This window comes from Oerskovia enterophila (genome assembly GCF_044748475.1).
Classification (GTDB): Bacteria; Actinomycetota; Actinomycetes; order Actinomycetales; family Cellulomonadaceae; genus Oerskovia; species Oerskovia enterophila.
This window is the reverse complement of sequence record NZ_JBIVFZ010000001.1, coordinates 580,924-593,282: the sequence shown is the minus strand read 5'-3', so window position 1 is coordinate 593,282 and position 12,359 is coordinate 580,924. Positions and strand designations below refer to the sequence as shown.

General features: G+C 74.3%; 15 protein-coding genes. 5 read left to right on the top strand and 10 right to left on the bottom strand.

Annotated elements, in window-relative coordinates:
• Positions 1-56: 56 nt before the first annotated feature.
• Complete coding sequence (locus tag ACIPWA_RS02555) at positions 57-938, bottom strand: SDR family oxidoreductase (RefSeq protein WP_400287946.1); 882 nt, start codon at positions 936-938, stop codon at positions 57-59.
• Between the two features lie 126 nt (positions 939-1,064).
• Between ACIPWA_RS02555 and ACIPWA_RS02550 the strand changes: the two genes are divergently transcribed.
• From ACIPWA_RS02550 to ACIPWA_RS02540, 3 genes are all read left to right on the top strand, one after another.
• Positions 1,065-1,475, top strand: coding sequence for a winged helix-turn-helix transcriptional regulator (locus ACIPWA_RS02550; protein WP_255354265.1), 411 nt, complete (start codon positions 1,065-1,067; stop codon positions 1,473-1,475).
• 139 nt (positions 1,476-1,614) lie between these two features.
• A complete protein-coding gene (gene moaA, locus ACIPWA_RS02545; RefSeq protein WP_400287945.1) occupies positions 1,615-2,769 on the top strand; it encodes a GTP 3',8-cyclase MoaA in 1,155 nt (384 codons plus the stop codon).
• A gap of 143 nt (positions 2,770-2,912) precedes the next feature.
• Positions 2,913-3,149 (top strand): hypothetical protein, encoded by a 237-nt coding sequence (locus ACIPWA_RS02540; protein ID WP_400287944.1) that lies wholly within the window; start codon positions 2,913-2,915, stop codon positions 3,147-3,149.
• Positions 3,150-3,185: 36 nt separating this feature from the next.
• On the opposite strand, the gene ACIPWA_RS02535 is transcribed toward ACIPWA_RS02540, so the two are convergent.
• The 3 genes from ACIPWA_RS02535 to ACIPWA_RS02525 form a co-directional block, all read right to left on the bottom strand.
• Positions 3,186-3,596: a molybdenum cofactor biosynthesis protein MoaE gene (locus ACIPWA_RS02535; protein ID WP_400288454.1), complete on the bottom strand. Its 411-nt coding sequence runs from the start codon at positions 3,594-3,596 to the stop codon at positions 3,186-3,188.
• Between the two features lie 137 nt (positions 3,597-3,733).
• Positions 3,734-5,086 (bottom strand): molybdopterin molybdotransferase MoeA, encoded by a 1,353-nt coding sequence (locus tag ACIPWA_RS02530; RefSeq protein WP_400287943.1) that lies wholly within the window; start codon positions 5,084-5,086, stop codon positions 3,734-3,736.
• An 87-nt stretch (positions 5,087-5,173) separates the two neighbouring features.
• Positions 5,174-5,653 (bottom strand): nucleoside deaminase, encoded by a 480-nt coding sequence (locus ACIPWA_RS02525; protein WP_068625213.1) that lies wholly within the window; start codon positions 5,651-5,653, stop codon positions 5,174-5,176.
• 109 nt (positions 5,654-5,762) lie between these two features.
• Between ACIPWA_RS02525 and nhaA the strand changes: the two genes are divergently transcribed.
• Complete coding sequence (gene nhaA, locus ACIPWA_RS02520) at positions 5,763-7,211, top strand: Na+/H+ antiporter NhaA (protein WP_400287942.1); 1,449 nt, start codon at positions 5,763-5,765, stop codon at positions 7,209-7,211.
• 155 nt (positions 7,212-7,366) lie between these two features.
• Positions 7,367-9,094: an MFS transporter gene (locus ACIPWA_RS02515; RefSeq protein WP_400287941.1), complete on the top strand. Its 1,728-nt coding sequence runs from the start codon at positions 7,367-7,369 to the stop codon at positions 9,092-9,094.
• On the opposite strand, the gene ACIPWA_RS02510 is transcribed toward ACIPWA_RS02515, so the two are convergent.
• The 6 genes from ACIPWA_RS02510 to ACIPWA_RS02485 form a co-directional block, all read right to left on the bottom strand.
• Positions 9,082-9,648 (bottom strand): DsbA family protein, encoded by a 567-nt coding sequence (locus ACIPWA_RS02510; protein ID WP_139107726.1) that lies wholly within the window; start codon positions 9,646-9,648, stop codon positions 9,082-9,084. The two genes, ACIPWA_RS02515 and ACIPWA_RS02510, sit on opposite strands and share 13 nt — an antisense overlap.
• Before the next feature lie 11 nt (positions 9,649-9,659).
• On the bottom strand, positions 9,660-9,908 hold the full coding sequence (locus tag ACIPWA_RS02505; RefSeq protein WP_400287940.1) for an acylphosphatase: 249 nt from the start codon (positions 9,906-9,908) through the stop codon (positions 9,660-9,662).
• Entirely contained in the window at positions 9,908-10,066 is a 159-nt protein-coding gene (locus ACIPWA_RS02500) for a hypothetical protein (protein WP_400287939.1), read from the bottom strand. Before ACIPWA_RS02500 ends, ACIPWA_RS02505 begins: the two co-directional genes overlap by 1 nt.
• Before the next feature lie 25 nt (positions 10,067-10,091).
• On the bottom strand, positions 10,092-10,577 hold the full coding sequence (locus ACIPWA_RS02495; RefSeq protein WP_400287938.1) for a dsRBD fold-containing protein: 486 nt from the start codon (positions 10,575-10,577) through the stop codon (positions 10,092-10,094).
• A gap of 115 nt (positions 10,578-10,692) precedes the next feature.
• A complete protein-coding gene (locus ACIPWA_RS02490) occupies positions 10,693-11,424 on the bottom strand; it encodes an amino acid ABC transporter ATP-binding protein (protein WP_068708293.1) in 732 nt (243 codons plus the stop codon).
• A complete protein-coding gene (locus ACIPWA_RS02485; RefSeq protein WP_082608633.1) occupies positions 11,421-12,359 on the bottom strand; it encodes an amino acid ABC transporter permease in 939 nt (312 codons plus the stop codon). Before ACIPWA_RS02485 ends, ACIPWA_RS02490 begins: the two co-directional genes overlap by 4 nt.

Below are 12,359 nucleotides of genomic sequence, written 5' to 3'. Positions count from 1 at the left end.
GCCGCGACACGCCGGGCGCGTCGCGGCACAACCACGCACTCAGCGGGAGTCAGTCGTCACGCGGCCGACGTCACGCCCACCGCAGCCCGCAGGCCCTCGGCGAGCGGCGTCGTCGGGCGCCCGATGAGGCGCGCGAGCTCGCCCGACGTCGCCGCGAGCAGACCGTCGCGCGTGTTGCCGTCGAGCGCGACCACGAAGCCCGCGGTCCCCTCGTCGAGGCCCGCGTCGAGCAGGACCTGGGTGTGCACCTCGGGGGTCACGTCCTGGTAGACGACCTCGCGACCGACGATCTCCGCGATGGTCGCGGCGAGGAACAGGTAGTCCCACGCGACGTCGCCCGAGAGCTCGTGGACGCCGCCCTCGTAGGCCGCGTCGTCGTTGGCCGCGGCGAGGACCACGGCCGCCGCCTCGGCGTAGTCCTTGCGGCTCGCGGACGCGACGCGCCCGTCGCCCACGCTGCCGAGCACGACGCCGGTCTCGCGCGCCTGCTCGACGTTGCCGACGTAGTTCTCGGTGTACCAGCCGTTGCGCAGGATCGTGGCGGGCAGGCCCGAGGCCGCGACGAGCTCCTCGGTCGCCTTGTGCTCGGGGGCCAGGACCAGCGCGGACGTGGTGGCCTGCGGCGCGCTGGTGTAGACGAGGTGGCGGACGCCCGCGGCCCGGGCGGCCTCGACCACGTTCGCGTGCTGCTGGACACGCTGACCCACCTCGGAGCCCGAGACGAGGAGGACGACGTCGACGCCCTCGAGAGCGGTCCCGAGGGTCTCGGGGCGCGAGTAGTCGGCCTCGCGGACGACGACGCCACGCTCGGCGAGGTCGGCGGCCCTGGCCGGCGTGCGGACGGCGGCGACGATCTGCTCGGGGGCGACGCCGCGCTCGAGGAGCGAGTCGACGACGAGGTGTCCGAGGCGTCCGGTGGCGGCGGTGACGGCGATCATGGGGTCCTCCTGAAGGGGTGGTGGGTACCGCGACAGCCTGGCACTAACTTTTCGTAAGTGCAATCCTTTCAGCAGTGCGGCATACATCACAGTGCTCACGAACCGCCTGCGCGCTAGGCTGTCCTCGTGACAGACCTCCAGCCCGCCCCCGAGACCACGGGACCGTCCGACGAGATGCTCGCGGACGTGTTCCAGCGCGGCTGCACGTCCCGCCACGCGCTCGAGGCCGTGACGGGCCGCTGGGGAGTGCTGACCGTCGCCGGGCTGCGGGACGGCGCCGTGCGCTTCAACGCGCTGCGTCGACGCATCGACGGCGTGAGCGAGAAGATGCTCGCCCAGACGCTCCAGGGGCTCGAGCGCGACGGGCTGGTCGTGCGCGAGGTCCGCGCGACCATCCCCCCGCACGTCGAGTACTCGCTCACCGACCTCGGGCGGGTCGTCGCCGACAAGCTCGTCGACCTCATCGACGTCCTCGAGGGCGCGGTCCCGCAGGTGGTCGCCGCCCAGGAGGCGTACGACGCCCGGTCCGCGCGCTGACCCGTCACCGCTTGTTCGCGCGGCCGTCCCGCCGAGTGCATGATCGCGCTGCGACACGCCCGGCGAGTCCCAGCCGAATCACGCACTCAGCACTGGGCAGACCCCGCCCGACCTCCCGCCGCTGCGTAGACTCGCGACCATGACTGCCGTCGCGCTCGGCCTGCCCCGCGTGCGCTCCTCCGGGGCGCCGAGCACCCTGGGACGCCCGGACACCGAGGCGCTCGTCGACCGCTACGGTCGCGTCGCCCACGACCTGCGCGTCTCGGTGACCGAGAAGTGCTCGCTGCGCTGCACCTACTGCATGCCCGCCGAGGGGCTCCCCGCGATCCCCCGCAAGGACCTGCTGACCCCGGCCGAGATCGGGCGCCTCGTGGGGATCGGCTACCGCCTGGGCATCCGCGACGTGCGGTTCACGGGCGGCGAGCCGCTCATGCGCCCCGACCTCGCCGAGATCGTGCGCCGCTCACGCGCCGCCGCACCGGGCGTGCGGATCTCGATGACGACCAACGCGATCGGCCTCGACAAGCGCGTCGGCGAGCTCGTGGATGCCGGGCTGGACCGCGTCAACGTGTCGCTCGACAGCATCGACCGCCGGCACTTCGCCGAGCTCACGCGGCGCGACCGGCTCCCCCAGGTGCTCGCGGGGATCCAGGCCGCGCTCGACGCGGGCCTGTCGCCCGTCAAGCTCAACGCGGTCCTCATGCCCGAGACCCTCGCGGGCGCGGCCGAGCTGCTCGCGTGGGCCGTGGAGCACGGGTGCCGGCTGCGGTTCATCGAGCAGATGCCGCTCGACGCGGACCAGAACTGGGACCGCGACCAGCTCGTCTCGGCCGAACGTCTGCTCGACGTCCTGGGTGCCCGCTTCGACCTGACGCCCGTGGGCCGCGAGGACCCTTCGGCCCCCGCCGAGGAGTGGGCCGTCGACGGCGGGCCGGCGACCGTCGGGATCATCGCCTCGGTCACGCGCTCGTTCTGCGGGGACTGCGACCGGACCCGGCTCACCGCGGAGGGGACCGTGCGCTCGTGCCTGTTCGGCAACGAGGAGGTCGACCTGCGCGCTCTCCTGCGGTCGGGTCACGACGCGGGCTCCCGGGCAGCGTCGCGCACGCACGTGCCCGACGACGGCGCGTCCGACGCGCAGATCGCCGCGGCCTGGCAGGCAGCCATGTGGGCCAAGCCGTTCGCGCACGGTCTCGATCGCGGGGCCCCCGACGCGGGGGCGATCGGCGGCCCGGCAGGCGACCCCGAGGCCTTCGCGCGCACCGAGCGCAGCATGGGCGCGATCGGCGGCTGAGCACCCGCTGGGTGCGTCGGGCGACGCGCCTCGACCAGCACGTCGACGAGCCGCGCAGAACGTGTCCAAGGTCATCGGGTGATCCGCCCCGGCGACCCTCGCGGCACCCGGCCGGAAGGGCCCTCCAGACCTACCATGGAGGGGTGGCACTCCTCGAACTTCCCAGCGACACCAGCACCACTCCCGAGCCCGCTCCCCGGACCGACGCCCTCCCGGTCCACCGCCCCGGCCCGAGCCGCCTCACCGCGGGACCCAGCACCGTGCTGGGCACCCTGATCGGCACCGTGGCGGGCACGCTCCTGCTCGCCGGCCCCGGCCTGATCCTGGGCGCCCTCGTCGGCATCGGGTTCGGCCTCCTCAAGGACAACCCGCGCGTCTGACCGGGCGGGCGGCTGCCCCCTCCCGGTCCAAGACGCCTACAGCCCGACCCACTCCGAGTCGCCGTCGGTGAAGTGCTGGCGCTTCCAGATGGGTACCTCGGCCTTGATGCGCTCGACGAGCAGCGAGCAGGCCGCGAACGCCTCGGCCCGGTGCCCCGAGGCGACGCTCGCGACGAGCGCGACGTCCCCGATCGTCAGCACGCCGTACCGGTGGACGGCCGCGACGCGCAGGCCCGTCTCCGCGGAGACGGCCGCGCAGCACCGCCGGAGCACCTCGGTCGCGTCGGGGTGCGCCTCGTAGTCGAGGCCCGTGACGTCGCGCCCGCCGTCGACGTCCCGCACGACCCCGCGGAAGGTCACGACGGCGCCGCACTCGCGCGAGGACACCGCGCCTTCCACGGACCGCACCACGACCTCGTCGAGCACGTCCCTCGTCACGCGCGACACGTCGCGCGCCGCGGCACCGCCCCGCCCGTCGATTCCCGGCTGCCCGATTCCCCGCCCGTCGGTGACCGGCACACCCTCGTGCTGCTTCTCGTCGTGCGTCACCGTCGGTTCTCCCTCGGTCGTCCCGTCCAACCCGCTCACAGCCTCACGACCCGTACCTGCTCGCCCGCCGCGACGCGCCCGACGCCCTCGGGCACCTCGATGAGCACGTCGGCCGCGGCCATGGTCGCCACGAGATGCGATCCCGCGCCGCCGACGACCGTGACGCTCCCGTCCGGTCCCGTGCGCCCCCGCAGCATCTGCCGCTTGCCCGGCGGCGAGACGATCACCTCGACGGTCCTGCGGGTCTCGCGGTCGCGGGGCGGGCGCCCCGCCGCGCGTTCGAGGACGTCGCGCGCGAACACCACGAACGAGACCTGGGCGCTGACCGGGTTGCCCGGGAAGGTCAGGACCGGCGTCCCGTGGACGGTGCCGAAGCCCTGCGGCCCGCCGGGCTGCATCGCGACAGGACGGAAGGTCACCCCGTCCCCCAGGGTGTCCTTGACGACCTCGTACGCCCCCTGGCTCACACCGCCCGACGTGAGGATCAGGTCCGCCTCCTGCGCGGCCCGTGCGAGCACGGACGACAGCTCGGCAGGGTCGTCCCCCGTGCGCTCGGCCAGGGTCACGACGGCTCCGGCCCGCCGTGCCGCGGCCGAGAGCCCGGTGAGGTTCGCGTCGTAGACCTGCCCGGGGACCGCGACCTGCCCGGGCTCGACGACCTCGGTCCCGGTCGAGACGACCGCAACGCGTACGCACGCCACGACGTCGAGCTCGGCCACCCCGCACGACGCGGCCGCGGCCAGGTGCTGCGGTCCCAGGAGCGTCCCGGCGGGCAGGACCACGTCGCCTGCGCCGACGTCGGACCCGACGTCACGCACGAACTCTCCGAACCTGCGCGGCGCCAGCACGCCGACCTGGTCCCCGAGGGTCCCTCGCGTGGCCCCGGCCGTGCGTGCACCGAAGCGCGCGGCGTCGGTGTCCTCGACGGGCACGACGGCGTCGCTCCCCTCGGGCACGACGGCTCCGGTCATGATCCGGGCCGCGGTCCGCGCGGCGAGCGGGGCGGGCACGCCCGGCCCCGCGGGGATCTCCGCGACGACGGGCAGCAGCACAGGGCCCCCCTCGGTCGCGCCTGAGACGTCCACGGACCGCACCGCGTACCCGTCCATCTGGGAGCTGCGGAACCCGGGCAGGGGAGACGGTGCGTGCAGGTCGGTCGCGAGCACCCGGTCGAGCGCGTCGGCGATCGTCACGCGCTCGGTGCCGCGACCGGCGAACGCGGGGCCCAGGAGCGCCTCGACCTCGCGACGGTGCTGCTCGACGCTCACCCGCACCACGCCCGTCGCCGACGGTGGACTCTCCGCCGGTGCCGTCTCTGCACCGAAGGCGAGCCCCGTCGTCGGGCCGCTCGATCCCTCGGTGCTCGGCGCAACCCGCTCTGCTGTCACTTCTGCTCCTCGTCCGGGCCCCGCCCAGGGCCACCTTGCCCCAGCCTGTCACGACCGGGCTGCCGCGAGCACGAACGCCCAGCGGGCTCAGTAGCCGGTGTGAGAGTCGAGCGCGCGCCAGGCGTCGAACGGCTCGCCCGACGATGCGGTGCGCTGCCGCCGGACGGGCGGCGAACGGTCCTCAGGAGCCTCCGCGAAGAACTCGTAGAACGTGGCGTCGTCGAACCCTGCGCGTGCCGCGTCTCCTCGGTCGGCCGCGAACCAGATCGCGTCGACCCGTGCCCAGAGGCCTGCCGCCAGGCACATGGGGCACGGCTCGCAGCTCGCGTAGAGCACCGACCCTCGAAGGTCGAACGTCCCCAGGGCGGCGCAGGCCGCTCGGATCGCGACGACCTCCGCATGAGCAGTCGGGTCGTTGGTCGAGGTCACGCGGTTGGCGCCCTCGAAGACCTGTCCGTCCGAGGTCACGAGCAACGCGCCGAACGGCCCCCCGTCGGCGGCGACGTTCGCGACGGCGACGGCAACGGCTCTCTCGAGGTGCGCGGCGTGCGTGTCAGAGGTATCCATCGGTCGACGCTAGCAGCGAGGGACGCGAGGCACGGACGCCCCGCGCAGGCGGCCCGCACGGTTCCGGACACCCGTTGCGTCCGGCGCCGCGCGCTGCGACCTTGGAGCGGTGACGTCCACTCCCCCGGTCCCGCCGACCCAGCCCGGCGGGCGCCCGCTCCTCCCCACGCTCGACCAGCGCCCGGGGCCGCCCCTGCGCTTCCCCGTGCGTCCGGTCGCCCCGGCCGTCCGGCAGTTCCTGGCGACCGAGGCGGGCGGCGCGGTGCTCCTCCTCGCGGCGACCGTGATCGCGCTCGTGTGGGCGAACTCGCCGTGGTCTGCCGCGTACGAGGACCTGTGGTCCACCACGGCCGGCATGCACCTCGGCGACTGGTCGCTCGACATGGACCTGCACCACTGGGTCAACGACGCCGCGATGGCGATCTTCTTCCTGGTGATCGGCCTCGAGATCAACCGCGAGGTCACGAGCGGCGAGCTCCGCAACCGCCGGACGGTCGCGGTCCCCGCGCTCGGCGCGCTGGGCGGCCTCCTGGTGCCCGCGCTGATCTACCTGGCGTTCAACGCGGGCACCGACGCGCAGCACGGCTGGGGCGTGGTCATGTCGACCGACACCGCGTTCCTCGTGGGGGTCCTCGCGCTGTTCGGCCCGCGCTGCCCCGACCGGCTCCGGCTGTTCCTGCTGACGCTCGCGGTCGTCGACGACATCGGGGCCATCACGGTGATGGCCGTCTTCTACAACGACGGCGTGTGGCTGCCCGGGCTGGGCATCGCGGGCGTGCTCGTGGTCGCGCTCCTCGTGATGCGCTGGCTCGGTGTCTGGCGCCTCGCGCCCTACGTGGGCGTGGGCGTGGCCCTGTGGCTCGCGGTGTACTCCTCGGGCGTCCACGCGACGCTCGCGGGCGTGCTCGTCGGGCTGCTCATCCCGTCGCGCCGGTCGCGACGCGACCAGGTCGACGACGTCCCGGGGTACGCCCAGCGGCTGCGCGAGGAGACGACCGCGGAGCGCGAGCACCTGACCGAGCTCGCCGCGCGCGCAGCGGTCCCCGCGAGCGACCGGCTCCAGCGCGTCCTGCACCCGTGGAGCGCGTACGTCGTGGTCCCCGTGTTCGGCCTGGCCAACGCGGGCGTGCAGCTCGACGCCGAGTCGTTGTCGGCCGCGATGACGTCCCGGCTGACGATCGGCGTCGCGGTCGCGCTCGTGGTGGGCAACGCCGTCGGGATCTTCGGCGCCTCGGCCCTCGCGCTGCGTCTCGGCCTGGGCGACCTGCCCGGGCGCGTGCGCTACTCGCACCTGCTGGGCGGCGCGATGCTCGCCGGGATCGGGTTCACCATCTCGCTGTTCATCGCCGAGCTCGCGTTCGACGACGAGGCTCTGGTCGAGCAGGCCAAGATCGGGATCCTCGCGGGCTCGCTGGTCGCCGCGGTCGCGGGCTCCGTGACGCTGCGCATCCTGGGCGAGCGGCTGCCGCTGTGCTCGCCCGAGTCCCCCGGACCGCCGCCCGGGCTGCCCCCGAGACCGTGGCGGGCGCCCGAGGCCGCGCAGGACGCCGACGCGTAGACCTCCTGGCCACCGACCGGTCACGACGCCCGTCGTGCGGTGGCCCGTCCGCCCCCCGGGCGACACACTGAGACTCTCAGCGGGCCGCCGACGACCCGCTGCCGCGACGCAGACGACAGGGGCGACCATGGGCTCGCGCAGCACCAGAGCAGACCGTGCCACGCACCGCTGAGCGCGCCACGGGCATCGTCCTGCTGACGCTCGCCTCGGGCCAGTTCGTCATGACGCTCGACAGCTCGGTCATGAACGTGTCGATCGCCCAGGTCGCGCACGACGTGGGCACCACCGTGACCGGCATCCAGACCGCGATCACGCTCTACACGCTCGTCATGGCCACGCTCATGATCCCTGGTGGCAAGATCGGCGGGCTGATCGGACGCCGTCGGGCCTTCGTGATCGGCTGCGTGATCTACGCGTGCGGGTCCTTCACGACCGCCCTGGCACCGAACCTCGGCGTCCTGATCTTCGGCTGGTCCTTCCTGGAGGGGATCGGCGCGGCGCTCATCATGCCCGCGATCGTGGCGCTCGTCGCCTCGAACTTCGCCGCCCCCGACCGACCGCGCGCCTACGGTCTCGTGGCCTCGGCGGGCGCCATCGCCGTGGCGGCCGGCCCGCTCATCGGCGGGCTCGTCACGACGTACTGGACGTGGCGCTACGTGTTCGCGGGCGAGGTCGTGATCGTGGCCGTGATCCTGCTGCTCACGCGCAAGATCGCCGACGCCCCGCTCGGCCCGAGGTTCCGGCTCGACCTGGTCGGCGCGGCGCTCTCGGCGATCGGCCTGGGCGTCGCGGTGTTCGGCGTGCTGCGCTCGGGCGAGTGGGGCTGGGTCCAGACGCGACCCGGCGGACCCTCGTGGATCGGGCTGTCCCCGACCATCTGGCTGATCCTCGCGGGGCTGCTGGTCGTGCGGCTGTTCTTCGCGTGGGAGCACCGCGTCGTCGCGGCGGGCAAGGAGCCCCTCGTGCGGCCCGACATGCTTCGCAACGCGCAGCTCAACGGCGGCCTGACGATGTTCTTCTTCCAGTTCCTGCTCCAGGCCGGGCTGTTCTTCACGGTCCCCCTGTACCTGTCGGTCGCACTGGGGATGTCCGCGCTCGACACGGGCATCCGCCTGCTGCCGCTGTCCGTGACGCTCCTGATCGCCGCGGTCGGGATCCCGCGCTTCTTCCCGCGCGCCTCGCCGCGCACGGTCGTCCGCTGGGGCGTCGCCTCGCTGCTCGCGGGGATCGTGAGCCTGCTGGCCGGGCTCGAGGTGGGGGCCGGCGCCGAGGTGGTCACGGTTCCCCTGGCCCTCGCCGGGCTCGGCGTGGGGGCGCTGGCCTCGCAGCTCGGGGCCGTGACGGTCTCGGCCGTGCCCGACGAGCAGAGCGGCGACGTCGGCGGGCTGCAGAACACCCTGACGAACCTGGGGGCCTCGCTCGGCACCGCGCTCGCCGGGTCGGTGCTCATCGCGGGCCTCACGGCCACGTTCCTCCAGGGGGTCGCGGACAACCCGGCGGTCCGCGCCGAGGTCGCCGCGACGGCCCAGGTCGAGCTCGCGGGCGGGGTCCCCTTCATCTCCGACGCCCAGGTCGAGGAGGCGCTCACGGCCGCGGGCCTGCCCGACGACGAGGTCGCCGCGATCACGGCCGAGAACGAGGCCGCGCGCATCACAGGGCTCCGGGCGAGCCTCGCGGTCCTCGCGGTCGTGGCCCTGCTCGCGCTCTTCTTCGCGCGGCTGATCCCGACCCGCCCCGTGGGCGAACCGGCCGCCGGTGGGACCGGGCCGGACGACTCGGCACCTCCCCGTGAGCCCCAGGACCGGGACGAGCCCGCTGCCCCCGGCGCCGCGGGGGCGCCGTCACTGCCTGCTCCGGAGGACGGGACCCCTCAGGCGCCCTGACCCGCGGCGGCCAGCGCGGCGGCGACCGCGGCACGCAGGCCGTCCTCGGTCACGCGCCCGCGGTACCTCTCGCCGTCGACGTACACCGTGGGCGTCCCGCGCACCCCGAGCGCGGCCCCGGCCAGGTAGTCACGCTCGACGACGTCGCCGTGCCGCTGCGCCGCGTCGCCGACCACGCTCGCACCGTCGAGCCCGAGCTTCTGCGCCCAGTGCGCGAGGGCCGTGTCGTCGAGCCGGTCCTGGTGCGCGAACAGGAGGTCGTGCATGTCCCAGAACCGGCCCTGCTCCCCCGCCGCCTCGGCCGCGAGCGCCGCCGTGAGCGCGTACGGGTGCACCTCGAAGAGCGGGAAGTGGCGGAAGACCAGGCGCACCTGCCCGCCGGACTCCTCGACGACCGATCGCAGCGCGGGCGCCGCGTCGTGGCAGTAGGGGCACTCGAAGTCGCCGAACTCGACGATCGTCACGGGGGCGTCGGGGTTCCCGAACACGTGGGCGTCGGGCGGGACGAGGTCGGTGGCTCGCGGCGTGGCAGGGCCGCCCGGTGCGGAGGTCATGTGCCCCAGCATCACACCGGCCGCACGTCGACGCCCGTCACCCGGCCCGGCGTCCGGTCGCTGCGCAACCAGGCGACCAGGGCGTCGACCGCGGACACCGCTCCACGGGCCGTGACGAGCACGGTCCCGTCGGGCAGGTTCTGGGCCTCGCACGCGAGGCCCAGCTCGGCCGCCCGGCGTGCGGTGGCCCAGCGGAAGCCGACGCCCTGCACGTGACCGTGCACGACGGCGCGGACCGCAGCGTCGGACGCGTCTGCCACTACTGCCAGACCCCGAGGATCGCGGTCAGCAGCGAGGCGACGCCCGTGGCGACGAAGCGCGGGCCTGCGCCGGCGCTGCTGTTCATCGCGCCGCCCTCCCGTCTGGCCAGGCGCTGCTCACGGCGTGCGATCACCGACCGACGTGGGTCGGTCGTCACCGGTCCCGGCCTGCCGCGCCTCAGCTCAGTGGTGCACGTACGCAGGCACCCCCGTGGAGCCCTCGATCTCCGACTCCGCGAGGCCGAGCAGCCGGTCGGCGAGCGCGCGCAGCGCACGCGCCGCGGCGACGTGGTCGCCGATCGCCTCGATCTCGGCGTCCCCGGGGTCCTTCCGAGCCCTGCCCACGGCGTGGAGCTCGGACGGGACGTCCCCGACCAGGATGGCCTCCGCCGTCGTGCGTCCCTCGCTCTCCACGAGGCTGACCTGGACGTGCCAGGACTTCGAGTGCACCGGGACCGTGACCTCGTGCGCGACGGCCCCCTCCACCGGGGCGCGGACGAGGGTGTCCGGCCCCGGGTAGACCAGGGTCCGTTCGCCCGTGTCGGCCCACTCGACCAGGAAGGGCGGCGAACCGTCCTCGTGCTGGACCTCGACGACCATGCCGTCCCGCACGGCGCCGCCCACCACCCCCGAGGCCCGGATGATCCTGTCTCCCACCGCTGCCAACATGTCGTGCCTCCTCGTTGAGGAACCTGCTTCCATCATGCGCGCCGCGGGCCGCGCACGAAAGGGCGCGCACCGCCCGGCGGAAGCCACGGATCCCGCAGGGGCCGCCGTGCCCCGGTCAGCGCAGCCGGCGCAGGAACTCCCGTGTCCGCTCGCGCTGCGGGTCGCCGAGGACCTGCTCGGGCGTGCCGCGCTCGTGCACGCGCCCCTGGTGCAGGAAGCAGACCTCGTCGGCGACCTCGCGCGCGAAGCCCATCTCGTGGGTCGCGACGAGCATCGTCACGCCCTCGGCACGCAGGTCCGCGAGCAGGTCGAGGACCTCGCCCACGAGCTCGGGGTCGAGCGCCGAGGTGACCTCGTCGAGCAGCAGGAGCTCGGGCGAGGACACGAGCGCGCGCGCGATCGCGGCCCGCTGCTGCTCTCCCCCGCTGAGCTGGTCGGGGTAGGCCGTCATGCGGTGCGCGAGGCCGACCCGGCGCAGCATGGCCTCGGCCGCCGCCTCGGCCTCCGCGCGACCCCGCTTGTGCACGAGGCGCGGGGCGAGGGTCACGTTGTCCATGACCTTCATGTGCGGGAACAGGTTGTAGGACTGGAAGACCAGGCCCATGCGCGCCCGGACGACGTTCGCGTCCAGACGCGGGTCGGCGACGTCCTGGCCGTCGAGCAGGATCTCGCCGTCGTCGATCTCCTCCAGGAGGTTCACGACGCGCAGCAGCGTCGACTTGCCCGAGCCCGACGCCCCGACGAGCACGACGCAGCGGTGCTCGTCGACGTCGAGGTCGATCCCGTCGAGCACCAGGCGCTCGCCGTACGTCTTGCGGATCCCGCGCAGGGACAGCAGGTGGCTCATCGGATGGCCCCCGCACCGCTCACGGTCGCGAGCGACCCGCGCCAGCCCTGGCGCGCCGAGTAGACGTCGACCACACGCGTGAGCGGGATCGAGACCAGCAGGAACAGGACGCCCGCCACGACGTAGGGCGTGAAGTTGTAGCTGCCCGAGGCCGCGATCTGCGCGGCCCGGATCGCGTCCACGGCACCCAGGATCGAGATGAGCCCCGAGTCCTTCTGGAGCGAGACGAGGTTGCTCGCGAGCGGGGCGGTCACGTGCCGCACGGCCTGCGGCAGGACGACCCTGCGGGTCGTCTGGGCACGCGTGAGGCCGAGCGAGCGCGCCGCGGAGACCTGCGACGGGTGCACCGACTCGATCCCGGCCCGGAACACCTCGGCCAGGTACGCCGTGTACGTGAGGATGATCGCGAGCGCACCGAGGAACGCCCCCGACGTCGGCAGCCACTCGAGCCGCAGCGCCGGCAGGCCGAACCCGACGAGCAGCAGGACCAGCAGCAGCGGCACGCCGCGGAACACGTCGACGTACGCGACCGCGAACGCGCGCAGCGGGAACAGGGCCGGGATGCGGCTCGTGCGGATCACGGCGAGCGTCATGCCGAGCACCATCCCGACGACCGACGCCACGACCCACACCCGCAGGTTGAGCCACAGCCCCTCGGCGATCGCGGGCAGCGAGTCCCAGGCGCTCTGCGGGGAGAAGAACGCGTCGCGCGTGCGCTCCCACCCGGGGGCCGTGGTCACCACGACGTACAGGACCGCGACGACCACCACGGTCGAGAGGACGGACACCCACGCGGCCCGACGGCGGCGCGCACGCCGGTAGGACTCCCTCGCCCGGGCGAGGGGCGACGGGGTCCAGCCCGCGCTCGCGGGGCGAGCGCCGTCGTCGGGCACGGGGCCGTCCTGCGGCGCGGCGCCCGACGCGCCCTCGCTCAT